At 48.4% G+C, this 24,798-nt stretch carries 20 protein-coding genes, 3 tRNA genes and 2 pseudogenes; 9 read left to right on the plus strand and 16 right to left on the minus strand.

Annotation, left to right across the window (positions count from 1 at the left end):
* Positions 1 to 90 precede the first annotated feature (90 nt).
* The 13 genes and pseudogenes from CWE13_RS04105 to CWE13_RS04165 form a co-directional block, all read right to left on the minus strand.
* A tRNA-Arg gene (locus CWE13_RS04105) sits at positions 91 to 167 on the minus strand.
* A gap of 64 nt (positions 168 to 231) precedes the next feature.
* Positions 232 to 308: transfer RNA gene (locus CWE13_RS04110), tRNA-Arg, on the minus strand.
* Positions 309 to 391: 83 nt separating this feature from the next.
* Positions 392 to 484, minus strand: a tRNA-Ser gene (locus CWE13_RS04115).
* 214 nt (positions 485 to 698) lie between these two features.
* The gene (csrA, locus tag CWE13_RS04120) at positions 699 to 887 is read right to left on the minus strand and encodes a carbon storage regulator CsrA (protein ID WP_126806198.1); all 189 of its coding nucleotides are present in this window, start codon (positions 885 to 887) and stop codon (positions 699 to 701) included.
* A gap of 344 nt (positions 888 to 1,231) precedes the next feature.
* On the minus strand, positions 1,232 to 3,838 hold the full coding sequence (gene alaS / locus CWE13_RS04125; RefSeq protein ID WP_126806200.1) for an alanine--tRNA ligase: 2,607 nt from the start codon (positions 3,836 to 3,838) through the stop codon (positions 1,232 to 1,234).
* A 138-nt stretch (positions 3,839 to 3,976) separates the two neighbouring features.
* Positions 3,977 to 4,486: a regulatory protein RecX gene (locus tag CWE13_RS04130; protein ID WP_198677888.1), complete on the minus strand. Its 510-nt coding sequence runs from the start codon at positions 4,484 to 4,486 to the stop codon at positions 3,977 to 3,979.
* A gap of 50 nt (positions 4,487 to 4,536) precedes the next feature.
* Positions 4,537 to 5,277, minus strand: coding sequence for an SIMPL domain-containing protein (locus CWE13_RS04135; protein WP_126806201.1), 741 nt, complete (start codon positions 5,275 to 5,277; stop codon positions 4,537 to 4,539).
* A 78-nt stretch (positions 5,278 to 5,355) separates the two neighbouring features.
* A complete protein-coding gene (locus tag CWE13_RS04140; protein WP_126806203.1) occupies positions 5,356 to 6,516 on the minus strand; it encodes an agmatine deiminase family protein in 1,161 nt (386 codons plus the stop codon).
* 284 nt (positions 6,517 to 6,800) lie between these two features.
* Positions 6,801 to 7,658 (minus strand): annotated as a pseudogene (gene rluB / locus CWE13_RS04145) (23S rRNA pseudouridine(2605) synthase RluB); the annotation flags it as partial.
* Positions 7,655 to 8,260, minus strand: a complete 606-nt coding sequence (gene scpB / locus CWE13_RS04150; protein WP_126806207.1) for an SMC-Scp complex subunit ScpB — start codon at positions 8,258 to 8,260, stop codon at positions 7,655 to 7,657. The pseudogene rluB and the gene scpB, both read right to left, overlap by 4 nt.
* A gap of 5 nt (positions 8,261 to 8,265) precedes the next feature.
* Positions 8,266 to 9,129: a segregation and condensation protein A gene (locus CWE13_RS04155; RefSeq protein WP_241973632.1), complete on the minus strand. Its 864-nt coding sequence runs from the start codon at positions 9,127 to 9,129 to the stop codon at positions 8,266 to 8,268.
* A 60-nt stretch (positions 9,130 to 9,189) separates the two neighbouring features.
* Complete coding sequence (locus CWE13_RS04160; protein ID WP_126806209.1) at positions 9,190 to 9,810, minus strand: L-threonylcarbamoyladenylate synthase; 621 nt, start codon at positions 9,808 to 9,810, stop codon at positions 9,190 to 9,192.
* A gap of 68 nt (positions 9,811 to 9,878) precedes the next feature.
* Complete coding sequence (locus CWE13_RS04165) at positions 9,879 to 10,757, minus strand: PHP domain-containing protein (RefSeq protein ID WP_126806211.1); 879 nt, start codon at positions 10,755 to 10,757, stop codon at positions 9,879 to 9,881.
* A 541-nt stretch (positions 10,758 to 11,298) separates the two neighbouring features.
* On the opposite strand from CWE13_RS04165, the gene CWE13_RS04170 reads away from it, so the two are divergent.
* From CWE13_RS04170 to trpA, 6 genes are read left to right on the plus strand one after another with little or no spacing between them, the layout of a single operon-like run.
* Positions 11,299 to 13,002: an anthranilate synthase component 1 gene (locus CWE13_RS04170; protein WP_126806213.1), complete on the plus strand. Its 1,704-nt coding sequence runs from the start codon at positions 11,299 to 11,301 to the stop codon at positions 13,000 to 13,002.
* Positions 12,999 to 13,646, plus strand: coding sequence for a glutamine amidotransferase-related protein (locus CWE13_RS04175; protein ID WP_126806214.1), 648 nt, complete (start codon positions 12,999 to 13,001; stop codon positions 13,644 to 13,646). The genes CWE13_RS04170 and CWE13_RS04175 overlap by 4 nt, the downstream gene beginning before the upstream one ends.
* A complete protein-coding gene (trpD, locus tag CWE13_RS04180; RefSeq protein WP_126806216.1) occupies positions 13,639 to 14,643 on the plus strand; it encodes an anthranilate phosphoribosyltransferase in 1,005 nt (334 codons plus the stop codon). Before CWE13_RS04175 ends, trpD begins: the two co-directional genes overlap by 8 nt.
* Entirely contained in the window at positions 14,640 to 16,091 is a 1,452-nt protein-coding gene (gene trpCF / locus CWE13_RS04185; protein WP_126806218.1) for a bifunctional indole-3-glycerol-phosphate synthase TrpC/phosphoribosylanthranilate isomerase TrpF, read from the plus strand. Before trpD ends, trpCF begins: the two co-directional genes overlap by 4 nt.
* 13 nt (positions 16,092 to 16,104) lie before the next feature.
* Positions 16,105 to 17,310 carry a tryptophan synthase subunit beta gene (gene trpB, locus CWE13_RS04190; RefSeq protein WP_198677889.1) on the plus strand — a complete coding sequence of 402 codons (1,206 nt, stop codon included), beginning with the start codon at positions 16,105 to 16,107 and terminating at the stop codon, positions 17,308 to 17,310.
* On the plus strand, positions 17,307 to 18,140 hold the full coding sequence (gene trpA, locus CWE13_RS04195) for a tryptophan synthase subunit alpha (protein ID WP_126806222.1): 834 nt from the start codon (positions 17,307 to 17,309) through the stop codon (positions 18,138 to 18,140). The genes trpB and trpA overlap by 4 nt, the downstream gene beginning before the upstream one ends.
* A gap of 17 nt (positions 18,141 to 18,157) precedes the next feature.
* Here the strand turns inward: trpA and CWE13_RS04200 are convergent, their stop codons facing one another.
* The gene (locus tag CWE13_RS04200; RefSeq protein ID WP_126806224.1) at positions 18,158 to 19,246 is read right to left on the minus strand and encodes an AI-2E family transporter; all 1,089 of its coding nucleotides are present in this window, start codon (positions 19,244 to 19,246) and stop codon (positions 18,158 to 18,160) included.
* A 173-nt stretch (positions 19,247 to 19,419) separates the two neighbouring features.
* Between CWE13_RS04200 and CWE13_RS04205 the strand changes: the two genes are divergently transcribed.
* Positions 19,420 to 20,319 (plus strand): TIGR01777 family oxidoreductase, encoded by a 900-nt coding sequence (locus CWE13_RS04205; RefSeq protein WP_126806226.1) that lies wholly within the window; start codon positions 19,420 to 19,422, stop codon positions 20,317 to 20,319.
* Between the two features lie 154 nt (positions 20,320 to 20,473).
* On the opposite strand, the gene CWE13_RS04210 is transcribed toward CWE13_RS04205, so the two are convergent.
* Both CWE13_RS04210 and CWE13_RS04215 read right to left on the minus strand, forming a co-directional pair.
* Entirely contained in the window at positions 20,474 to 23,014 is a 2,541-nt protein-coding gene (locus CWE13_RS04210; protein ID WP_126806227.1) for an ABC transporter permease, read from the minus strand.
* Entirely contained in the window at positions 23,007 to 23,684 is a 678-nt protein-coding gene (locus tag CWE13_RS04215; protein ID WP_126806228.1) for an ABC transporter ATP-binding protein, read from the minus strand. The genes CWE13_RS04210 and CWE13_RS04215 overlap by 8 nt, the downstream gene beginning before the upstream one ends.
* A 48-nt stretch (positions 23,685 to 23,732) precedes the next feature.
* Here CWE13_RS04215 and CWE13_RS04220 point away from each other — a divergent pair, with 48 nt between their 5' ends.
* Both CWE13_RS04220 and CWE13_RS12605 read left to right on the plus strand, forming a co-directional pair.
* Positions 23,733 to 24,443, plus strand: coding sequence for an arylesterase (locus CWE13_RS04220; RefSeq protein WP_241973633.1), 711 nt, complete (start codon positions 23,733 to 23,735; stop codon positions 24,441 to 24,443).
* Positions 24,440 to 24,730, plus strand: a pseudogene (locus CWE13_RS12605) (2-amino-4-hydroxy-6-hydroxymethyldihydropteridine diphosphokinase); the annotation flags it as partial. The gene CWE13_RS04220 and the pseudogene CWE13_RS12605, both read left to right, overlap by 4 nt.
* Between the last annotated feature and the right edge of the window lie 68 nt (positions 24,731 to 24,798).

Consider the following 24,798-nt stretch of genomic DNA (forward strand, 5'->3'; position numbering starts at 1 on the left):
GCACACAGGAAAGAAAAGGTCTAATCCCATGCAGAGCAGTGATAAGGGGTATAGCGAGAAGCAATAAAGGATTGCAAAAGGGGGAATCAATGGCGCGCTCGGGAGGATTCGAACCTCCGACCGCCTGGTTCGTAGCCAGGTACTCTATCCAGCTGAGCTACGAGCGCGTATTGATCCTATTGAACATGTTCTAACGAACATTATACACAAGTTGTTTGCAAAGTTTTGAATTGGCGCGCTCGGGAGGATTCGAACCTCCGACCGCCTGGTTCGTAGCCAGGTACTCTATCCAGCTGAGCTACGAGCGCGTCACATAATGAATTCTAATAAAAAATAAATGCGTGTGTTACAACATGCTTCTAATTTTTAAAATGCATCATCTTTTCAAAACTGGCGGTGAGGGAGGGATTCGAACCCTCGATAGGGCTATAAACCCTATACTCCCTTAGCAGGGGAGCGCCTTCAGCCGCTCGGCCACCTCACCGCAACTTGTGGGCACGAATGATAGCGATTTGAGCGAGCATGTCAAACGCTTTTTTATCTTTACCCTACCGACTGCGGCATATTTAAGCATTATGCCTAAATTTTACCACTTTTGTTGTCGTATTTAAGAAAATAACCAAAAGAAAAGCCGGCAGCGCCGGCTTCTTTTTCTTTATCTTTTCTATAAAAAATTGTGAAAACTAGCCAACAAAAACTTATTCGTTACTGGCAGAATCGTCTTTCTCAGCTTGGATTCGCATATAGATTTCTTCACGATGAACTGAAACATCTTTCGGAGCATTAACACCGATGCGTACTTGGTTTCCCTTTACGCCTAAGACAGTGACAGTGACGTCATCGCCTATCATTAATGTCTCTCCGACACGTCGCGTTAAAATTAGCATCCATCTGCTCCTTTCAGGTTAGCTTCTCGTGCGACCCAACGTGACGCACTAAAACAGAAGCTTGGGCATAGTATCAACTTCCCTACATTTCGCGATATGACAATCTTCATATTTAGCCGCAATTTTCCAAACTACCCTGTCGTTAAAGTAACTTAACTACGCTGGCTTAAACAGCTTATCAATCAATCAACGAAATTCATTTCGTTTCCTGAATCAAGCTTAGCACAGCGCTTGAAATAATGTAGTAACCGCCCTCGATTGAGGCCTTTAATCCGAGATCTTTACACGATTCTTCAGATAGTTGCGGTTACTGAAGCAAAATACACGCTAACTGGTGTAAGCGCTTATGCTAAATTCGCACGCAACCACGCTAATGTTTCCACTAAAGCCTGCTCTAGATTCTCTGGCTCGGTGCCACCAGCTTGGGCCATATCAGGACGCCCACCGCCTTTACCACCTACCAGAGATGCAGCAACATTAACTAACTCACCCGCTTTCACTTGGTTGGTTAAGCCCTTTGTCACGCCGGCGATCAAACTTACTTTCTCATCTTGGCGTAGACCTAAAACAACAACCCCTTCTCCAAGCCGGTTCTTCAAATCATCAACCATTTCACGTAGAGCTTTGGCTTCTGTATTGTGTACTTCCGCAACAATCACTTTAGCACCGTGAATATCCTGCGCCTGATCGATTAACGAAGCCCCCGCTTGGGCAGATGCTTGTTTCTGTAGTTCAGCAAGTTCTTTCTCAAGTTGCTTCTGCTTCCCTAACATTTGTTCTATACGATCGGCGAGCGCCGCGGGATCACTCTTTAACAAGCTCGCCGCTTCCATTAGTTTTTGCTGTTGCGCCAAATTATAAGCCACCGCGCCTGCGCCCGTTACTGCATCAATACGGCGCACACCTGAAGCAATGCCTGCTTCTGCAACAATGCGAAAACCACCAATATCACCGGTACGTTCAACATGGGTACCGCCACAAAGTTCGAGTGAGTAATCACTCATTTGCACTACTCGCACATCATCCGCGTATTTCTCACCAAACAACGCCATCGCACCACGCGCTTTCGCTTCTTCAATCGGCAATACATCAGTCGTTAACGGAACATTCAAACGAATTTGCTCATTTACTTGTGCTTCAATCGCTTGTAGTTCAGCCGATGTCACCGCTTTTGGATGCGCGAAATCAAAACGCAGCCGTTGTTCATTTACCAATGAACCCTTCTGCGCCACGTGTTCACCCAAAACATTGCGCAACGCAGCATGAATTAAATGAGTAGCCGAATGATTCCGGCGAATCGCCCAGCGGCGTTCGTCGTCAACCACCGCGAGTACGCTATCACCCACTTTTAACGTAACATCCGCAATACCGTGATGGCCAATGGCTTTACCAATGTATTGTGTATCGGTAACCGTATATACGGGTTCACCTGCAACCTCGAACACACCCACATCGCCTACTTGCCCGCCGCTTTCAGCATAGAATGGTGAGCTACTCAGCACTACTATCCCTTCTTCGCCAGCGGCTAATTCCGTAACCGAATCGCCGTTCACAAAAATCTCGGCGATAGCCGATTCACTTTCATAAGCGCTATAGCCTGCAAACTCGGAAACTACATCAGATTTTAGGCGCTCGTTATAATCGGCACCAAATTGCGAGGCTTGCTGTGCCCGTGCTCGCTGCTCAGCCATCGCTTTATCAAAGCCAGCCTGATCTAAACCAAAGCCGCGCTCGCGCAAAATATCAGCGGTAAGATCGTATGGAAAACCATAGGTATCGTAGAGTTTAAAGGCCACATCACCAGCCAAAGTGCCATTTTCCGGCAAGTTTGCCACTTCTTCTTCCAACAGGCTCATACCACGCTGGAGTGTGCGCGCAAATTGCTGTTCTTCTTGTAACAAGGCTTTTTCGATACGCTCTTGTGCACCAACCAATTCAGGGAATGCTTCTCCCATTAAATTAACTAGCTCGGTAACTAATTTGTAGAAAAACGCTTGGTTCGCACCTAACTTCGAACCGTGGCGCACGGCACGCCGAATAATGCGGCGCAACACGTAGCCGCGGCCTTCATTTGAGGGCAACACACCATCGGCGATCAAGAATGAACACGAGCGAATATGATCCGCAATTACGCGCAGCGATTGCGCGGAAAGGTCGTCAGTACCCACAGCTTCGGCAGCGGCTTTGATTAACGCCACAAAAGTATCGGTTTCATAATTGGAATGAACATGCTGCAACACCGCAGCAATTCGCTCAAGGCCCATGCCGGTATCCACCGAAGGCTGAGGCAATGGCTCCATAGAACCATCGGCTTGGCGATTAAACTGCATGAAAACCAAGTTCCAGATTTCAATGTAGCGATCGCCATCTTCTTCAGGAGTACCTGGAGGTCCACCCCAAACTTCTTCACCGTGATCATAGAAAATTTCAGAACACGGCCCACATGGCCCGGTATCACCCATTTGCCAGAAGTTATCTTTGGCACCAATACGGCTTATCCGATCGTGCGGAACACCCATTTCATCGGCCCAGATATCGTAAGCTTCATCATCTTCTTCAAATACGGTAACCCAGAGCTTTTCTTTCGGCAGCTTTAACTCTTCGGTTAAAAAAGACCACGCATACTGAATAGCTTCGCGCTTAAAATAATCGCCAAAACTAAAGTTTCCGAGCATTTCAAAGAAGGTATGGTGGCGTGCGGTATACCCCACATTCTCTAGATCATTGTGTTTACCACCCGCACGCACACAACGCTGAGAACTCGTGGCGCGGGTATAATTACGCTTATCCGTACCTAAAAACACATCTTTGAACGGCACCATTCCGGCATTCGTGAATAGTAAAGTTGCATCATTACCGGGAATCAACGAAGCACTTTGCACAACCTGATGGCCACGCTCAGCGAAGAAGTTCAAAAAAGCCGTACGGATTTCGGCACTTGTCATGCTCATAAATACTATCCTGCCTTGAGTTCGTATCTAACGATTAATGATATAGATTTTTAATCAGGTTCGTTCGCATGCAACCCGTGTGTAAAAAGGTGCATCGAACAGAAGAAAATAAAGGCGGTAGATTATCACAGCGAGGGCTCAGAAAACAGCCACTTCGTCATCATCTTCTGCGGCTGAAATCGCCGCGTACACTTGCTCTGCAGTGAATCCGCGTTGCGCTAAGAATCGCTGCCGTTTTGCTTTTTCCTTCGGCTCCAATTGCTTGAAGCGCGCAGTTCTAGCAAAGCGTCGTTGGTATCGTTCTTTCGCCAGTTCACGCCAATCCGGCGCACTTTCTGCGAAAACAGTTTCAATTTCAATATCGGAAAGCCCTTTCTGGCTCATTTCCATACGAATGCGCAGTGGTCCGTAGCCTTGCTCTACCCGTTGTCGAAAAAAGCTAGCGGCAAAACGTTCGTCTGATTGCCATTGTCGCTCTTGTAAGCGATCTAAAACGCGTTTTACCGCATCTACAGCAAAGCCCTTGTGCTCAAGCTTACGCCGCAGTTCATACTCGCTATGTTCTCGGCGGCTTAAAAGATCCACGGCGCGGTGCTCAATCGCACTCTCATCGCTTGGATCTTTTGGCGGCTTCGGATATCGATTCATTCTACTAGTCTTAGCTGCATCACAATAATTCAGTGCACCGAATCGGTATTTTATTCAAGAATAAACTTAACACTCACCGATACCGACAAGCTCTGTTGGCCAGCTTCAGTAGCGGAATCCGCAGAGCTTCTCAGCGCCATCATACCTTCAGTAACAGCCGGCGCCGAACCGTGCTCAACTACTTCTTGTACCCGAGCAATACTCCGGTTACTGGCGCTCGCCAGTTCCTCTGCCTTTTGCCACGCCTGCTCCATTGCATCTGCGCGCGCTAAAGCATACAGTGGCGCTGGATCCGCTACTTGGAAACGAATTTGCTCTACGCGGCCAATATCCGCAGCTAACGCACGATCAATCACAACGTCAAATGCTGAAATATCATCCAGTTGAACATCAACCGAACGGCTCACACGATAGCCTAAAAATTCTTGTTGGCCATCACGATAGTTGTAACGCGGCGTTACCGCTACCTGCCAAGAACTAATATTCTCGCGAGGTACGTTCAGTTCCGCTAACACGTCCAAAAATGTGCTGGTGGTGTCATCCACTTCCTGCTTCAACACACCTAGCTCATCACCATCTTCAACAATAACGAAACGCAATAGCGCTTGATCAGGAATACCTTGCGCTGAGCCAGTAGCCTGAACCTGCACACTATCAGATACATTCCCTGCAGGGTGATGGTTAGCAGTATGCGGTTGCCCACACCCAGTTAAAGCCACCAAGGCAGCAAAGGATAAAAGTATGCTGGATGCTTTCAGCCATGCAAAATCTTTAATCTTCAACGTATTCATTTTGTGCTCCTTGGTTCTGGATTTGCTTCTTGATGCGAAATGCAACCTGCGAACAATAACCCCAACTAACGTGAAAGCTCAGTAAGCAAAGCTAGCACAATGCCAACCACCACCACCCACTAACAATCCACGAGCCGGTACCGTTACTACTCGATAATCAGGCAACCATTTCGCCATCAGGTTCCGTGCTACTTCATCAGAAGGCAGCCCAAAGCCGGGCATTACAATTAATTTACCTGTAGAACCAGCGCTAAGGTGCTCAACGCCCATGTTAATGCGTAAAAAGTTCACATAACTGGCCATCAAAGGCATACCGGCAATGCGCCGACGAACGCCATGGCGCTGCTTAATATCCACTGCTTCCGCAGCACTTAACCGTGGTGCTCGAGGCAACGGTAGCTTATGAATTACAAAGGCGCGGCCATGTGCATCAATAGCATCTGCAAAGAAATCGAACACTCGGCGGCAAGTTGCGTAATCAGGGTGGCTGGCATCATCGGTGTAAGCAATGGCCACTTCACCCGGAGCAATAAACACTGCTAAGTTATCAACGTGGCCACCCGTTTCATCGGCCGCCAAACGCCCTGGCACCATTAGTACTTTTTCAATAGCAAAGCAACCGTGTAATTTTTGCCGAAACTCGGCAGCCGTTAAGCCATCATTACCCGGGCGAAATAAGATACTTCCAGCACAGGCAATCGCTGTACCTTCGCCATCATGGTGCAAAGCGCCACCTTCAAGAACCATGTTATCGTTCGCAACACCAGCGCCAGCATTCAGCAAACCCAGTTTTTCACTCAACCAGTTTCTGGCTTCAATATCATGGTTGAATTGATCATCAATGCCCCCCCAACCATCAAACTGGAAATGCCAAGCGGAAGCATGTTTCTCGGTTTGCACCCCTTCAGCAATAAAGGGCGCGCAATCGCGCAGCCAAACATCACCGTAGGCCACTTCATGGAGCTGAATAGTCAATAATTCGGTAAAGGGTTGTTCCGCTAAAACAGAACGCACATTATCAACATGGCCTACCGCAACCTGCAAATTCACCGGGATTCGCGCTTCGGCAAGTACCTGCAACAGGCGTAAAAACTCCTGTTGAACCGGTGCCAATTCGCCTAGCCGTTGCGGCCAAATTTCTTCGCGATAAGGCCAGCGTAACCATACACTGCGGCTCTCGCTCCATTCAGTACGAAGTTGAATCGAACTTGTTTCATTTGCTGATAATGCGCTACTCATACTGACTACTTCTTCCCACTACCTGAATTACCCTGATGCTGCCGTTGCGGCTTACCTTTACCCTGACCTTTACCACTATTGCGGCTACGTGGAGAAGGCTTACCGGAAGGTTTACGGCCTACATTAGATTCTTCTTCACGTTTCACGTTTCGCGAGTGCGCGCGCGCACTCATTGATTCAGAGCGTTTATTGTCTTTACCGGCGTTGTCTTTACGTGCGTTATCTTTACCTGCAGCGCCTCTTCCAGCGCTTTCTTGCTCCACGCCATCCGGTTGCGCTGATAAACGACGGCCACCACGACCTACTGGATTTTCCTTCCGATGACGCATACTACCGCGGCGTGCCTGCTTCAATTGCCGGCGCTGCTCTTCATCGGTAATTACCGGCGCTGATTCAATTAAAGGAAGCTCTACCAAACGGCGTAAATAATTCACTTGCTCGGTTTGTAGCTCCATCCAGCCCCCTTGAACAAGGCCTTTGGGCAACACTAAATCACCCATCCGCACGCGCATCAAACGGCTTACTGTACAGCCTTGCGATTCCCACAACCGCCGTACTTCTCGGTTTTTGCCTTCGGTAAGAATCACATGAAACCACTGATTCATACCTTCGCCGCCGCGGCGCTTAATTTTCTTAAACTTGGAAACACCGTCTTCTAATTTAACGCCCTTCAAAAGCTTCTGAATCTGCGCTTCACCAACTTCACCGAAAACACGCACCGCATATTCACGCTCCACTTCGTAGCTCGGGTGCATTAAGCGGTTCGCCAATTCACCATCGGTTGTCATTAACAACAAGCCCGATGTATTGATATCTAAACGGCCTATGGCGATCCAACGCGCAGTGCTCACATAAGGCATACGCTCATAAACCGTTGCCCGGCCTTCCGGATCTTTTCGGGTTACCAGTTCACCTTCGGGTTTGTGGTACACCAAAACCCGGCAAGGTTGCTCTTCAGCATTCCGCACTTTTACTTGGTGACCGTCGATACGAATATCCGCTGAAGCAGTTACCCGCTCACCGAGTGTAGCAACATGATCATCAACCCGAATCCGGCCTTCACTGATCATAGTTTCTAATTCACGCCGTGAGCCATGGCCTGAACGCGCTAATACTTTTTGTAACTTTTCGGTGTCTTTCACAGGTTTTCTTCCTCTTTTGTGCCACGCTCCCGCGTGTCATTGGTATCTGTAACACCTTCCAAATCTAGCTCAAGCTCGGGACGAGGCTGCGCTAAAGCGGGTAAATCGGCTACAGATTGTAACGAAAAATAATCTAAAAATGCTTTGGTCGTGGCGTACAGCGCAGGCCTGCCGGGCACTTCTTTATGGCCTACTACTTTTACCCAGCCCCGCTCTTGCAAGGTTTTCATAATTTGTGTGCTTACCGAAACCCCACGTACCGCTTCAATTTCGCCACGGGTAACCGGCTGCCGCCAAGCAATTAAGGCTAGGGTTTCTAAAAGTGCTGCCGAATATCGCGGAGCGCGATCTGGCCACATGTGTACGAGCGCTGGGCCCAATTCCGCACGCGTTTGAAACCGGTAACCCGAAGCAACTTCTACCAGCTCAATGCCACGTTCACGATAATCGTCTTTTAATTCATCCAACACTTGCCGAATACGCGGGCGATTCAAACGATAATCAGCAAGCACGCCACCGAGCAATTGATCAAGGGTAACCGGCGCTTCAGCGGCAAATACTGCGGCTTCCACAAGTTGCTTTAATTGTTTGTCTGCAATCATCCCAACTATTCCTCAACTGCGGCAGTTACGATATCTGCATTCGGATTCTCAACCGACGCATACTCTGTATCGCGATCACCAGATTTACTAACAACATAAATCACTGAGTATGATTCTGCCTGGGTAAGCGCAATTAAACCTTCTTTATTTAGCTCTAAAATCGCCAAAAAGCTCACAACAACCCCAGAACGCCCTTCATTTGTTTCGAAAAGCTGAGAGAACTCAATCCTTTTTTTCGATTGCAGCTTCTCCAGAATACTACTCATGCGCTCGCGGGTAGAAAGCGCTTCGCGTTTTACTTGGTGGTGCGCTTGCACATCGACCAGTTGCATCACCTTAAAGAGCGCCAAACTCAGCTCTTCCAACGCCACATCGGGCGGTGCATGTCCCGCTAAATCGCGAGCATCAGTATCGGCATTGGCGATGAAATAATCACGTTCTTGTTGTGGTTGGGTATCCAGCTCATGGGCACCACTGCGCACAATTTCATACTCTTTCAAGCGCCGAACGAGTTCGGCGCGCGGATCATCTTCTTCGTCTTCGTCCGTAGCTATCTTCGGTAATAGCATTCGGCTTTTAATTTCAGCCAACATGGCTGCCATTAATAAGTAATCCGCCGCCAGCTCTAACTTCATTTCGCGCATCATATCTACGTACACCATATATTGCTCGGTAATTCGTAGAATCGGCAAATCGAGAATATCCATTTTTTGCTTGCGGATAAGATACAGCAGCAAATCCATTGGCCCCGAGAACAAATCAAGCATGAGTTCAAGTGCTTCTGGCGGGATATATAAATCCTCCGGTTGTTCAAAAACCGGTTCACCACGCACAAACCCTAAGGGTAACGATTGTTGCTCAGTAACCAAATGCTGCTTCCTAACTATTTATCTATCCATATTGCGGGCTTATCAAGAACCCCGCTTATATTAGCTAAAACGGCTGGGATCACCCTCACCCACACGAATAATTTCCACTTCATCATCTACCAAATCAACTACGGTAGTGGGTTTTTCCATTAAGTGGCCACCATCAATAATTAAATCCACCAATTTCTCTAAGCGCTGCCGAATCTCATACGGATCTGGTTCGGCAAATTCTTCATTGGGAAAAATCATCGTGGTCGACATCATCGGCTCGCGTAATTCCGCCAACAGTGCTTGCGCAATATCGTTATCAGGAACCCGCAAACCAATAGTTTTTCGCTTTGGATTCATTAACCGTTTCGGCACTTCTTTCGTTGCCATCAGTACAAAAGTGTAAGGGCCAGGCGTGTTATTTTTGATCAAGCGAAACGCTTGGTTTCCTACTCGGGCATATACCGAAAGCTCCGATAGATCGCGGCACATCAAAGTAAAATTATGTTCACTGCCAAGCTGGCGAATATTCAAAATTCGCTCAACCGCTTCTTTATTTTGCAGTTGGCAGCCAATGCCGTAGCCGGAATCAGTGGGATATACCACCACACCACCCTTGCGAATAATATCAGCCGCCTGCACGATTAGCCGGTTCTGGGGATTATCCGGATGGATTTGAAAAAACTGGCTCATCCTCGCGTTCCTTTTCTCTTTTTATTCAACAATTAATACTCAACTCATTTTATCAGCCATTACGCGCATTATAACCCCTGCATTTCAGGCCAATCATGCCACACTGGTGTTAACTCATCGGGCATTTTTAAATTCCGCCCCAGTTCACGATAACGCCCTGGGTAGTGAAAATCAGAACCTACCGATGCCAGTAGCTCATATTCAACCGCCAACTCAGTTAGCCATCGACGCTGTTCTGGGCTTTGCTGGCCACTGACCACTTCCATGGCACGCCCACCCGAATCTTTAAACTCAGCAATTAACCGCCGCAACCATTTATTGCTTAAATCATAGGCTAAAGGATGGGCAATACTGGCAACACCGCCTGCCGCGTTGATTACCGCTACGGCTTCACTCATTGAACACCATTGCGGTTTTTCGTATGCACACTGGCCCTTACCCAAATATTTTTCAAAGGCATCTTGCACCGAGTTACAGTAACCATGCTCAAATAGCGCTTGCGCATAATGCAACCGGGTTACTACATTGCCATCTTGGTTGCCGTCTTGATTTTTAGCAGATGATTCTGGCCTTGCTGCTGGTAGCTTCTCAGCCGCAATACCTTGTTTTATCAGCTTGGCATGAATCGCCTCAGAACGAAGGTGCCGCCGCTCACGTTGCTCTGCAAGCAAACGCACTAGAGCCGGATGCTCAAGCGAAAACTGCCACGCCAAAATATGAATCTCAAACCCTTCCCATGTCGTGCTGAACTCAACACCCGGAATCAACTCAAGGCGTTTTAACTTTTGCTCTTCTCGCGCTATTTTTGCGGCCTGAAAGCCACTAATAGAATCATGGTCAGTAATGGCTAACACATCGATTTGCATGACGCCCGCACGCATCACCATTTCTGCCGGCGTTAATGCACCATCAGAGGCAGTGGTATGGCAATGTAAATCAATTTGCATGGTCACTCCTCAGTTTAGAATCCATCAAGCACTTAACTCATTATCAACACATGCTTTTGTGCACGCTATTGCAACACCTAGCTGCAGCAAATGCTGTGCAATAATTGTGCTAGTTTAATAGCCTCATCATACGCGCTTTAACCACACAAAACCATTATTGTGGCGCTCTATTCCTGCACGAATCGTGATGCTTTTTGAAAAACCTATTGACAGATTTTGGGTCTGCCGTTATCGTTCATGTATTCATTTTCACGTACAACTTATAGCAAGTTGTAAAGATTTATAGAGAGACGCACAGCATGAAACCATTCGCATCTGTACAACATCATTGGTGGTGGCACTTCCTTCGCGGGTAGTGGATGCGTCTGTGCGCTTTTTATAAAGCAAATTAGAAAACAGAAATTCATTCAAAACCCGCTTACGAAGCGGGTTTTGCTATTTTAGCATCCCGCTGAGTGGGTAACAGAAACACTTAAACGAGCACGCTAACGCGTTTATCACACACGCCGTTACTAAATAAAAAAAGGGATGCCGAACCATCATGCTTGGGAATCGAACAACCAGCACGCCACAGAGTGACGTTGAAGAAGGTGAACTTAACAAACTGGGAAACCTATTTCCTATTTCTGTAGCTACTCAGTATCAAGCCGATCCGGTTGATGTATTAAAACGCCTTGCTCACACCGGTGGCGAGCATATTCTTTTGGAATCAGCCGAGATCGATTCACGCCAGAACCTAAAAAGCCTGTTTATGATAGATGCCTCAATGAAGCTTGTTTGCCAAGGCCAACAGGTTACGGTAACGGCCTTAAGTGATAACGGCGTCTGTATTCTCAATTGGTTGCAAAACGAACTAAAGGAATTTCTAAGCGCTTCCGAAGCTAGCACTGCCAAAGCCAATAAGGGTCGCTGTGTATTCGAATTTGCTTTGCCCGCCAGCAATTTAACCGAGAAAGAACGCCTAGCCGCACCGGCAAATACCCTGCCATTGCGTACTTTGCAGCAAAAGTTAACGTCGTTGCAGCCGCATCCTTTCGCTATCTTTTTAGCCGGTGTTTTCGCCTATGATTTACTGGCAACTTTTGAGCAGCTCCCTGAAGTAACGGAAGGCATCAACGATTGCCCCGATTATCAATTCTACTTAGCTGAAACCCTGCTGATTATGGACCACGAGGCCCAGCAAACCGAGTTGCTTGGTATACTTGCTAGCGGCGATAACGCCGAAACGCGGCACCAGCAGCTCTGCCAACGCCTGGGCGAACTGATGAGCCGCATGCAGGCACCTTTTAATAGTGGTTCTAATTTATTTTCACCCGCAACAACCGCACCTGTGGGTAAAAACAGAACTACCGTAAAACTAGATTTCGCCAATGTTAATAGCCATCCGCAACGAGAAGAATTCAAAGCGATTGTGCTGGATATGAAAAAACACATTGCCGCCGGTGATATTTTCCAAGTTGTGCCCTCGCGCAACTTCACCTTACCATGCGCAAATGCGTTAAGTAGCTACGCGGAGCTGAAGAAAAACAACCCAAGCCCCTACATGTTTTATATGCGCACCGCTGAATTTGAACTTTTTGGCGCTTCGCCAGAATCAGCACTGAAATTCACCGCGAGCAATCGGCAGGTAGAGCTTTATCCGATAGCCGGCACTCGCAGCCGCGCGCGTGATGCGGCGGGTAACATTAAACCAGATCAAGATTCCCGCATTGAACTTGCCCTACGCCAAGATCAAAAAGAACTAGCGGAACACATGATGCTGGTTGATTTAGCGCGCAACGATCTGGCCCGTATTGCCCGCACTGGCAGCCGATATGTAGCTGATTTATTGAAGGTAGATCGCTATTCCCACGTCATGCACTTGGTATCGCGTGTTGTGGCCACCTTGCGCGATGATCTCGATGCTCTCGATGCGTATCGCGCATGCATGAATATGGGCACGTTAGTTGGCGCGCCGAAAATTAGTGCCGCCAGCCTTATTCGTGGCGCCGAGGGTTGTCGCCGGGGCAGTTATGGTGGTGCTGTGGGCTATCTGAACGGCGCTGGTGATATGGATACCTGTATTGTGATTCGCTCTGCCTACGTAAAAAATGGCAAAGCTATTGTGCAAGCCGGCGCTGGGGTTGTATTCGATTCCGATGCTGATGCGGAAGTAGCCGAAACCGAACAAAAAGCAGGCGCCGTGATACAAGCTATTCTTAACGCCAATCATGCCCTTTCCATTACGAGCGAGGTAAACGCATGAGCGCCGAATTAGCAACTACTGCTGTGAATACACAAGCAGCCAAAGGCCATATTATTTTCATCGATAACCTCGATAGTTTTACCTATAACTTGGTTGATGAATTGGCACAGATGGGCTTTGGTTTAGATGTTTATCGTAACACCGTAAGTACCGATTTTATTGCCGCACGTTTGGCTGAGCAAGCCGCTGCCGGCCCCGTACTATTATGTTTATCACCAGGGCCCGGGCACCCAACCGACGCTGGCAATCTGATGCCAATTATCCAGCACGCAAATGGCGTTTATCCTATGCTCGGTATTTGCTTGGGCTTTCAAGCACTGATTCAGCAAGCAGGTGGTGTTGTTGATCGCTGCTTTGAAACCGTGCATGGGAAAACGAGCCATATTGATTGCATTGAACATCCTATTTTCGCCGGTTTATCAAACCCACTACCGGTAGCTCGATATCACTCGTTAATGGCCATTGAAGTGCCAAGCGAAGCACAAGTTATCGCTACGGTAAATAATATTCCAATGGCCTTTTATCATGCTACACAGCGTAGTATAGGGTTCCAATTTCACCCGGAATCCATTATGACAACTGACGGTGTGCAGCTATTGCAACAAAGTATTGAATTTTTAATGCAGGAGAAAGCAAATGCTTGAACTCGTTAAAGTGATTAACGGCGAAGTGTTGTCGATGGATGAAACCACCAAACTATTCCAGCATTTAATCGCGGGCCAACTTACGCAAAATCAAATTGCCGCCATGCTCATTGCTTTGAAAGTACGTGGCGAAACGCCGGCGGAAATAGCGGGGGCCGCGCGCGCTTTAGTGAACGGCAGTAAAAAGTTTCCAGCGCTTTCTTACGCGGTGGCCGATACCTGCGGCACCGGTGGTGATGGCAGTAACACCATCAATATCTCTACTGCGGCAGCGTTAGTTTCCGCTAGTATGGGCTTGAAAGTGGCAAAGCACGGCAATCGCAGCGTATCTTCGCGATCAGGATCTGCTGATGTTTTAGAATCACTTGGCGTGCCACTTGATTTATCACCGGATGAAAACAAAGTGCTGCTTGATGAGTTTGGCTTTTGCTTTTTGTTCGCACCGCATTATCACCCCGGTATTCGCTACGCCATGCCAGTGCGGCAAGAACTGAAAACCCGCACGTTGTTTAATTTACTCGGCCCACTGCTAAACCCTGCCCGCCCGCGAGCGCAACTGCTGGGCGTTTATACCCCAGATTTATGCCTACCGATGGCAGAAACATTGCAACTTTTAGGGTGCGAACGCGCCATGGTAGTGAACGGTAGCGGCCTGGATGAAATAGCATTACATGGCCCCACTAAAGTAGTGGAGATTAACGGCGGTGAATTATGTGAATACGTACTAACCCCTGCTGATTTCGGCCTTCAGGAAGCGAATTTAGAAAGCCTCAGAGGCGGCGATGGCAACCAAAATGCGCGCATGTTACAAGATGTATTTCATGGTCGCGGTAAAGTTGAACACGCGAACGCGATTGCCATGAATGCAGCGGCCGTGCGTTACCTTACAGGCAACGCCGATAGCTTGAAAATCGCGACAAGCGATGTACTTGATCACTTAGCGAGCGGTGAAGCAGCCGAACATTTGCAACGCATGCAAGAGGAATTTAAAGCATGAGCTTTGTAGTTCATTCCGATACGCCCACAGTGCTGCAAGCAATAGTAGCTAAGCGCCAACAGCGTCTAGAGGCGATGCGCGAACATTACCCAGAAGCTGAAATTGCCGCAAGTGCCCTTTCTAGCTCGCGGCCAGTACGTGATTTTACGGCCGCACTAGCAGCGCCCGGTGCGCAATTTATTTTAGAGTGTAAGAAAGCTTCTCCCTCAAAAGGGCTCATTCGAAAACATTTCGATCCGGTAGCTATTGCTCGAGTTTACGCTAGCTACGCAGCGGCCATATCCGTGCTTACTGAGCCTGATTATTTCCAAGGGGATTTCGCATACTTGCAAGCCGTAAGCGCGCAAGTAAACACACCGGTGTTGTGTAAAGATTTTATATTCAGTACTTATCAAGTCGATCTCGCTCGTTATTTCGGCGCCGATGCAATTTTACTGATGCTTTCGGTTTTATCTGATGATGAATACCGCACACTAGCCGCCCGCGCAAACCAACTCGGCCTGCATGTTCTTACGGAAGTGAGCGATGCCGACGAGATGCATCGCGCAGCGGCGTTAAAAGCGCGGGTAATCGGTATTAATCACCGCAATTTGCGCGATCTTTCTGTGGATTTAAACCGTAGCCAAGAACTAGCTGCGATTGCTCCAGAAAATGCGTTGCTCATTGCCGAATCAGGTATTGAGCAAAACAGCCAAGTGCGCAGCATTAGCCCGCATGTTGATGGTTTTCTAGTGGGTGGCGCGTTAACCGCGCAAGATGATATTGATTTGGCTTGTCGGGCGCTAATTTATGGTGAGCATAAAGTGTGTGGCATCACCAGCGAAGCGCAAGCTCTGGCGGCTCGAAGTGCCGGTGCCGTGTATGCAGGCTTAATTTTCGCCAAGCGTTCTCCTCGCGCTGTTAAACAAGCGAACGCCGAACAGATTTGCCACGTTACTGGGTTGAATTTTGTCGGTGTGTTTAGCCTCGAGGATTATGCAGATATCGGCGCTACAGAATCGGCACAAGCAATAGCCGAGCTCGCTATTCACCTAAACTTAAGTGCCGTGCAATTGCACGATGTAATCGATGATCGCGTTATTGCTGAGCTGGGTCAGTTGTTTAAAGCACACGAAAACACCAAATTAATTGAAATTTGGCATGCACATAGTGTGCAAGCGCAGCAACCTGCTTTGAGCACCAGCGCATTTGCGCCAGAAGTTGCCCGCGTTTTATTTGATCATGGCCGCGGTGGCAGCGGCCACACTTTTGATTGGCAATTGTTACCGGTAGCTCAAGAGCAACGGCAGAGAATTCAGCTCGCCGGCGGTTTAAACAGAGAGAATATAGCCAGCGCAGCCGCTCAAGGCTGCCGTGGCTTAGATATAAATTCAGGATTAGAGCGCCACCCGGGCCACAAAGATCCGGCATGGTTGCAACAAGCATTTCGCACGATTCGGTTATATTAACGAGGTTATGACGATGAGTTCAGAACAAGTTTTAAGCCCCTACTTCGGGGATTTTGGTGGCCAATTCGTGCCAGAGATTCTGCTACCAGCGCTAGATCAATTGGAGCGCGCGTTTATTGATGCGCAAAATGATCCGGAGTTTCAGGCCGAATTTAAAAACCTTCTTAGCACCTATTTAGGCCGCCCGACGCCGTTAACCTTGTGCCAGAACTTAACCAAAGGTTCGCCGGTTAAAATCTACTTGAAGCGCGAAGATTTACTGCACGGTGGTGCCCATAAAACTAACCAAGTGTTAGGCCAAGCCTTGTTGGCAAAGCGTATGGGGAAAACTCGGATTATTGCCGAAACCGGCGCCGGGCAGCACGGCACAGCTACCGCACTAGCCTGCGCCTTACTTGGGCTTGAATGTATTATCTACATGGGCCGGAAAGATGCTGAACGCCAGCAACCGAATGTGTTTCGCATGGAACTGATGGGCGCGAAAGTAGTGCCTGTTGATGCCGGCAGCGGCACTTTAAAAGATGCGGTAAACGAAGCGATGCGGGATTGGACAGCGAGCTACCCGACCACTCATTATCTTTTAGGCACTGCGGCAGGACCACACCCGTTCCCAACGATTGTGCGTGAATTCCACCGCATGATTGGTGCGGAAGCAAAAGAGCAAATTCTTGCCCAGGAAGGCCGTTTGCCGGATGAAGTCATTGCCTGTGTAGGTGGTGGTTCAAATGCCATTGGTATGTTCGCTGAATTTATTGATGAACCAAGTGTGCGCTTAACTGGCGTGGAGCCTGCTGGCCATGGCATTGAAAGTGGTGAACATGGTGCTACCTTAAGTGCCGGTAAGCCGGGTGTATTGCACGGGTGCCGCTCATTCTTGATGCAAGATAGTGATGGCCAAATTGAAGAGAGCTACTCGGTATCGGCTGGCCTTGATTACCCGGGCGTGGGCCCGCAGCATGCACATTTACATTCTATCGGCCGCGCGCAATACACCAGCGTAACCGACCAAGAGGCCCTTGATGCTTTCAAAATTCTATCCAGTGCAGAAGGTATTATTCCAGCCTTGGAGCCAGCGCATGCCTTGGCCTATGCGATTAAACGTGCACAAACCAGCACTAAGCCAGAGATCTTGTTAGTAAACTTATCAGGCCGTGGTGATAAAGATATTGATCACGTGCGAAAAATACTCGCAATGCAGGCACAAGGAGGTGAAGTATGAATGCAAAAAACGTGAACCAAGAACAGCAACGTTATAGCAAAATGTTCGGAGCATTAGCTGAACGAAATCAAGGTGCGTTTGTGCCGTTCGTAACGCTCGCAGATCCTGATTTAGCCACCAGCGAACAAATTATTCGTACGCTTATCGAAAACGGTGCCGATGCCCTTGAGTTAGGTTTACCCTTTTCTGATCCAGTGGCCGATGGCCCGGTAATTCAAGCGGCAAATATTCGCGCATTGAAGCATCATGTAACGAAACAACAATGTTTTGATTTAATTGCCCGCGTACGCGCCGATTACCCAGAAATTCCAATTGGCCTATTGGTGTATTGCAACTTGGTGGTGGCCAACGGAGCCGATGCATTTTATGCACAAGCAGCGGCAGCGGGCGTTGATTCTGTGTTGGTGGCTGATGTGCCGGTAAAAGAAGGGGCAAGCTTTATTACTGCAGCCCATGGCGCCGGTATTCAGCCCATATTTATTGCGCCACCCGATGCTTCCCCTACTACCCTTGCGAAAGTTGCAGCGGCTAGTGAAGGTTATATCTATTTGCTAAGCCGCTCTGGTGTAACCGGTGATAATCAAGCTTCTGCGGCGCCTGCTGCTGAGCTGATTCAAGCCCTGCGTGATGCCGGTGGCGCCCCACCGCTGCTCGGATTCGGTATCGCCAAACCAGAACACGTGCAAGCCGCTATCGCAGCGGGCGCTGCAGGTGCCATTAGTGGCTCGGCCATTGTGCGGATTATTGCGGAACACCTTGAGGATGTTCCGAACATGCTTAATAAGTTGGGTGTGTTTGTGGAAGAAATGAAAGCGGCTACTGAAAAGTAGCCGCTTTACCGTAAATTTTATTCTTTTTTCTGTTCTATTTGGCGGGGTTCGGCATCTTCTGCATCAAGGTGCCGCACCTCATCGCCGGAGAGTAAAATAGCCAGCCAACGCGTACCTGGGTTTTCGTTAAAGCCAATTTTCACGCCCATGGTAAGCGGAACCGAGAGCAACATACCTACAGGCCCCAATAACCAGCCCCAGAAGATCAACGATAAAAACACCACCAAAGTGGATAAACCCAGGCCGCGGCCCATCATTCTGGGTTCCACAAAATTACCCATCACCACATTCACCACCAAAAACCACAACGCCACAAAACCGGCCATTGCGGGGCTAAACTGAATGAGCGCCATTAACACCGCTGGTACAGCAGCAATTATGGAGCCGATATTCGGAATGTAATTAAACAAAAACGCAATTACCGCCCACAAAATGAAGTGATCTACGCCCATCAGCCACAAACCGAGCCCTACCAAAATACCAGTAACAATACTAATCACTGTTTTCAACGCTAAGTATTTATTGATGGCTAATAGTAAGTGGCTCATCTGCGATAATTTTTTCTCAGGGCTAGGAAACGCGAGCGCGATTTTCTTCGGCATTAAGGCCGCTTCGCTGAGCATAAAAACCACGATTAGAAGAATAATAAAGATATTGGTCATCATGTTGCCAAGGCCCGACAACAAGTTCACCGACATGGATAGCAGCCTTGAAGGATCGAGTTGATTTTGCAGCACCTGAGCATCGAGGTGAATATTAAAACGAGCCGCAACAACCGCTAAACTTTGAAATTGCTCTGTTAATTTACCCCGATACTCCGGCATATTAACTGTAAATTCGTTTACCGAGTTCACTACCAAGCCGGCAAATCCAGAACCCAACACCAAAATAATAACGAAAATTGCACTGGTAGCTAAAACCGGAGGAAGCCCTTTATTCCGAAACCAGAAAATGGCGGGTTGAAACACAATAGCAATAAACAAAGCGAGTAGGAACGGTACAACAATTACACTCGCCGCTTTAATACTGGCTAGAATAACCATAATGGCTGCTGCCACTAAGAAAAACCGGCTACTGGTTAAAAGACCTTGGTTGTGGTCTGTCATTGGGCGTTCTCCGTATTGGTAACCAGATCATGAATTAGATTAATTTTTCGGCAGCATTATGCCCTAACTCATAAAAAAATTGCTCTATACTGAATACGATACGCCAAACCTATTCTAGCGGCAATAAACCAATGCAAAACATAACCTACTGATAATGTAGGAGGAGGAACGGTATGAAGATTCTAATCACCGGCGCTACTGGTTTAGTAGGTTCCGCCTTTATTCGTAAGTATGGCGAACAACATGAAATTACAGCGCTTTCGCGCACCCCTGAGAAAGCAAGCCGAAAACTTGGTAGAAGTGTGCGTGTGCTAGGCACACTTTCTGAGTTGGATAACCTAAATAATTTCGATGCCGTGATTAATCTTGCCGGCGAGCCTATTGCTGAAAAACGCTGGAGCGATAAACAAAAAGCGCGAATACAGCAAAGCCGGTTTCGTATCACAGAACAGCTTACGGCACTGATTCAAAACTCCGAGCGTCCTCCCGAAGTGTTTATTTCTGGTTCAGCGGTAGGCTTCTATGGCCGCCAAGGCACCAAGAAAGTATCAGAAACTGACGGTAAACCACACGATGAGTTTAGCCATCAGCTTTGTAAACAATGGGAGCAACTCGCGAACGAAGCGGCCTCGCCTGAAACCCGGGTATGTTTATTGCGAACTGGCATTGTTTTAGCAAGTTCTGGTGGGGCGTTGAAGCGAATGGCGCCGCCATTCAAATTTGGGTTGGGTGGCCCGATTGGCGATGGCCAGCAAATGATGTCGTGGATTCACATTCACGATATGGTGGCGGCTATCGATTTCTTGCTGCATAAGCGAGATTGCGCTGGCGCCTACAATCTTACCGCGCCGAACCCTGTGAACAACGAAACATTTTCAAAAACACTGGCCAACGTTTTGCATCGCCCGGCTATTTTCCGAGTGCCAGGGTTTGTCATGCGTTTAGCCTTTGGCGAAATGTCCGATTTATTACTCACCGGCCAAGCCGTGCTCCCGGAACGCTTACTAGCCGACGGATTCAAATTCGAATACCCAGAACTCGAGCCTGCACTAGCTAAAATCTATAGCCGTTAGTCTAAGCCGCTATATAAGGTCCTAGGCAAAACTGCTAACCAAAGCCTCTAACCAAGCCCGAGAAATAAGGGCCTAGGCAATAAAAAAGCGCGGTAGCTGCCAAAGCACCGCGCTTTTCGAACATTGGCTTAACTCAGAACAACCGGAATTAGCCTTAGGCAAGCTGGCGAATCAAGTTCCCCGTTTGTTGCCGCAAGAGCCGCCAACACACCGACCAACCCAGCAGCGCCACTACACCAGCGCCTACTAATGGGCCAAGTATCCAGAAACGCCAGTGAATGCTGGGTTCCATATTGAACACTTGTGTTTGCAACATGAAGATTGAAAGCTCCATGGCAATGGTGGCGATTACCCCCGCAAGTGCCCCTAGCACCACAAACTCGTAGGTGATTGAACGCGTTAACAATGCCGCCCTCGCCCCTAACGTGCGCAGAATAACCAGCTCCTGTTCGCGCTCTTCCAGTGAAGCTTGCACTTGCGCTACCAATACCAAGGCACCCGCGCCAATCACCAAAACCATCACGAAAGTAACCGCTAAGGATACGTGATTTATAACATCGCGAACCTGCTGCAAAATATCATCCACATCAATCAATGATGCCTGCGGAAACTCACGGAACAAATTATAAAGCTCAGGCCGCCGTTCTTCCGGCAAGTGAAAACTGGCGATATAAGTTGCGGGCATGTTTTCTATAAGGTTAGGGCTAAACACCATGTAGAAATTTGGCTGCATAGTGTTCCAATCAACATTACGAATATTAGTTACCGGCACGCTAAATTCATCGGCACCAATTAAAAAAGTAAGTTCATCGCCAATACTCACACCAATGCGATCGGCTACTTGCGATTCCACCGAAACCCCAGTTTCACCCTCGGCAAACCATTGGCCTTCCCGTAAGGTATTTTCTTCTGGGAGATCCGCTTGCCACGTTAACTGCAGCTCACGGCCAAAGCCTTCACGGTATTCACTATCATCGCGCTCTTCTTTACTCACCGCATCACGAACCGGGGTACCATTTATTGCCGTTAAGCGGCCAGGAACTATGGGATACATCGCTGTTGCCGGTAAGTTCTCGCGATCAAACATGGCTTGCATAGGTTCAGCTTGTTGGCTCGCTACATTCACCACAAAATAGTTTGGGGCATTATCCGGTAGTTGCCCACGCCAATCTTCTAACAACTCATGGCGCAGCGCTAACACCAATAACAACAGCATTACCGCCACCGAGAAACTCAGCATTTGCATACTGTTTTCTTTGGCGCGGCGTTGTAAGCCTGCCATCGCGAGCCGCCAACTGCTTCCCGCTTGCATACCCGCTTGCCGGCTAGCACGAATGAACAAACGGCTAATACTTAGCAACAACACCATTGCCAAAACACCCCCGGCAAAGAGCGCAAGTGAGAGCATGGCGCTGCCACTATAAATCACCATCAGCAAGAAAATAGTGCCACCGGAAATAATCCAATGTAGCCAACGCGATAGCCCCGATGCGGTTAAATCTCGGCGCAATACGCGTAGCGGTGGCACCTTCAATAACCGCAGTAGCGGATACAAACTAAACATTAATGCGCACAAAAGCCCTGTTGCAATGGCCAACACATAAGGGCCCGAACCCGTTGCCGGCAATTCATAACCGAGCGCACCACTTACCCAGCCAACCACAACAGCTTGCAGCACAATACCGAGTATTAAGCCCAGCACAATGCTCGCTGACGTAAGCAATAAGAGATGTAGCGTGAAAATTTTCGCGACTTGCGATTTGCGCCCGCCAAGAGTTTTCATTACGGCCACAGCATCAAAATTACGCTGCGCATAACGTTGTGCCGCCACGGCTACTGCCGTTGCCGCCAACACCACACCGAGTAAACTCGCGAGTAGCATAAAACGTTCGGCCCGCTCTAACGCTGCCGAGAGCGGTGAATCACCATCTTGCACATTCCGCCAACGCTGCGATACATCATCGAGTTGCGGTAACAGCCATGCTTCGAAACGCTGTAAATCAGCCGGGGCTCCGGCAAATAGATAGTTGTAGTTCACCCGGCTGCCCGGTTGAATTAAACCCGTAGCCGCAAGCTCATCAAAGTGAATAAGCACCGTGGGGCTATCGGCAAACACACTAAAACCTGCATCTGGTTCGCGGCTCAACACGCGCGTAACGGTAAATTCCGATTCGCCCACTTCAAGGGTATCGCCAATCGCTAAATCTAGTTGTTGAAACAACGAGCCTTGCACCCAAGTTTCACCTGGCCCGGGCAGGCCTTCAGCTACTTCACCTTGGGCAAAAGGTTCTTCTGCCGTTTCTAAATGGCCACGTAAAGGGTAGCCGTCACTCACCGCTTTTACATCCACCAGCGCTAATTCATCATTCGCAAAGGCCATGGAATTAAAAGTCACTCGGCGAGCGCTTGCCACGTTCTCTTCCTGCGCGCGCTGCAACCACTCCGTTGGCACTTCATCGCCACGGCTACGCAGAATACGATCGGCCGCCAAGAATTCCGCACTGCGTTCCATTAATCCAAGTTGTAAACGTTCGCTAAATACCGAAAGCGAAAGCACTGCACAAACCGCTAATGCAACAGCAGCTGCCATAATGGTTAACTCGCCCCGGCGTAATTCGTGCTGCAATAGCCGCCAAGAAATCTTTGGCCAATTTATTTGCTTGCCCGCTTTCGCTTCGGCTGCTCTATCACTCATCGCCCGGCTCCAGCAACTTACCCGCGCTTAAACGTAAAATACGATCGCAACGCTCAGCTAACTTATCATCATGGGTAACCATCACTAGCGTGGTGCCATACTCGCGATTTAGTTCAAACAGCAAGGCTTCAACGTTACCCCCAGTAACAGAATCGAGGTTCCCGGTAGGCTCGTCGGCAAATAAAATCTGCGGTTGGCCAATAAATGCTCGGGCAATAGCCACGCGTTGCTGCTCACCACCCGATAGCTGATTCGGGTAATGAGTAACGCGGTCGCTCAAGCCTACTTTTTCCAATAATTCTCGTGCTTGTTTCTCAGCACTACGGCTGCCAGCCAGCTCCGCCGGTAACATTACGTTCTCTAGCGCCGTTAAACTTTGAATCAGTAAAAACGATTGAAAAATGAAGCCGATTTTTTCGCCACGTAAAATAGCGCGTTGTTCCTCATCCAAATCATTCAACTTTACGTTATCAATAGTAATATCGCCGGTTGACGGCAAATCTAAACCAGCCAACAATGACAACAGCGTTGATTTACCAGAGCCAGAGGTTCCAACGATAGCCACCACTTCACCGGCATCAATAGCGAGGCTGAGTGGCGAGAGAATTTGCAATTCACCTGCGGTGGTTGCAACATTGCGAGATACTGAAGAAGCTTCTATTAGGGCCATATGATTAAAAAATTCCTTACAAAACTAAGTTCCGTGAAATTAGCAAAAATGGTAATGCTAAGTGTGGCTGCCATTATCATTTCAATGTCGTTCTCAATACGCGCTGCGCATGCAAACGTATCACTTATGGTATTTGGCGATAGCCTAAGCGCCGGTTATGGCCTTTCGCAAGCCGATAGCTGGGTGAGCGAAATAGCCAGAAACTGGCAAGCCAACCACCCAGAGCTCGAAATAATTAATGCCAGCATTAGCGGCGAAACCACTGCTGGTGGCCTTAATCGCTTGCCCGATCTTCTCGAACGCCACCAACCTGATATGGTATTTATCGAGCTGGGCGGCAACGATGGGCTTCGCGGCTTTAATTTAACAACAATGGAGAACAATCTACGGCAGATGATTACAATCATCCAGTCTAGAAACGTTAAAGTGGCATTAAGCGAGGTTGAAATACCACCAAATCTTGGCCGCCGCTACACTGAAATGTTCAAACAAGTTTTCCATGAGGTCGCCGAAGATATGGACATTCCGCTAGTGCCGTTTTTTATGCGCGAAATAGCCATTGATTCAAACCTAATGCAAAACGATGGCATACACCCCAACCTAGCTGCGCAACCGATCATTGCCAATATTATGGAGCCGTTACTTCGTGAATTACTTGAGCGCGAGGTATTAGAACCCAGTGCGGCAACTGCTGCTAGTGTTCAGCAAGCATTGTACGTTTCGCAAACATTGTACGGCCAACTGGAAGCGGCACAGTGATCTATTATTTGAGTTTAGGCAGCAATTTAGCACCCACCGAACACATTGCCCGCGCATTGCGAGAACTGAGCGAACGCTACGGCACGGTACTAGTGCTCCCCATTGTGCGCACCCAACCTTGCGCTATCAACTCAAATAACGGCTTTCTGAATACCATCGCGGTGATTTCTAGCGATGAAAGTAGCACAGCACTAAAAAGTTGGTTAAATCGCTTAGAAATGGAACACGGCCGTGATCGCAGCGATCCTCAACGCAGCCACAAAGATAGAACACTTGATATTGATATATTACTTGGCCAAGAAAGTTTTGATTTCACAGTGGCCGAAAGCAGCCACGAATATTTTAATGAGCCCTA

Origin of the sequence: Aliidiomarina shirensis, from assembly GCF_003987345.1 — a bacterium.
Classification (GTDB): Bacteria; Pseudomonadota; Gammaproteobacteria; order Enterobacterales; family Alteromonadaceae; genus Aliidiomarina; species Aliidiomarina shirensis.

Coding starts and splice junctions, on each gene's coding strand:
- csrA (WP_126806198.1), bottom strand. CDS start 887: ATGCTAATTTTAACGCGACGTGTCGGAGAGACATTAATGATAGGCGAT.
- alaS (WP_126806200.1), bottom strand. CDS start 3,838: ATGAGCATGACAAGTGCCGAAATCCGTACGGCTTTTTTGAACTTCTTC.
- CWE13_RS04130 (WP_198677888.1), bottom strand. CDS start 4,486: ATGAATCGATATCCGAAGCCGCCAAAAGATCCAAGCGATGAGAGTGCG.
- CWE13_RS04135 (WP_126806201.1), bottom strand. CDS start 5,277: ATGAATACGTTGAAGATTAAAGATTTTGCATGGCTGAAAGCATCCAGC.
- CWE13_RS04140 (WP_126806203.1), bottom strand. CDS start 6,516: ATGAGTAGCGCATTATCAGCAAATGAAACAAGTTCGATTCAACTTCGT.
- scpB (WP_126806207.1), bottom strand. CDS start 8,260: ATGATTGCAGACAAACAATTAAAGCAACTTGTGGAAGCCGCAGTATTT.
- CWE13_RS04160 (WP_126806209.1), bottom strand. CDS start 9,810: ATGAGCCAGTTTTTTCAAATCCATCCGGATAATCCCCAGAACCGGCTA.
- CWE13_RS04165 (WP_126806211.1), bottom strand. CDS start 10,757: ATGCAAATTGATTTACATTGCCATACCACTGCCTCTGATGGTGCATTA.
- CWE13_RS04170 (WP_126806213.1), top strand. CDS start 11,299: ATGCTTGGGAATCGAACAACCAGCACGCCACAGAGTGACGTTGAAGAA.
- CWE13_RS04175 (WP_126806214.1), top strand. CDS start 12,999: ATGAGCGCCGAATTAGCAACTACTGCTGTGAATACACAAGCAGCCAAA.
- trpD (WP_126806216.1), top strand. CDS start 13,639: ATGCTTGAACTCGTTAAAGTGATTAACGGCGAAGTGTTGTCGATGGAT.
- trpCF (WP_126806218.1), top strand. CDS start 14,640: ATGAGCTTTGTAGTTCATTCCGATACGCCCACAGTGCTGCAAGCAATA.
- trpB (WP_198677889.1), top strand. CDS start 16,105: ATGAGTTCAGAACAAGTTTTAAGCCCCTACTTCGGGGATTTTGGTGGC.
- trpA (WP_126806222.1), top strand. CDS start 17,307: ATGAATGCAAAAAACGTGAACCAAGAACAGCAACGTTATAGCAAAATG.
- CWE13_RS04200 (WP_126806224.1), bottom strand. CDS start 19,246: ATGACAGACCACAACCAAGGTCTTTTAACCAGTAGCCGGTTTTTCTTA.
- CWE13_RS04205 (WP_126806226.1), top strand. CDS start 19,420: ATGAAGATTCTAATCACCGGCGCTACTGGTTTAGTAGGTTCCGCCTTT.
- CWE13_RS04210 (WP_126806227.1), bottom strand. CDS start 23,014: ATGAGTGATAGAGCAGCCGAAGCGAAAGCGGGCAAGCAAATAAATTGG.
- CWE13_RS04215 (WP_126806228.1), bottom strand. CDS start 23,684: ATGGCCCTAATAGAAGCTTCTTCAGTATCTCGCAATGTTGCAACCACC.
- CWE13_RS04220 (WP_241973633.1), top strand. CDS start 23,733: ATGGTAATGCTAAGTGTGGCTGCCATTATCATTTCAATGTCGTTCTCA.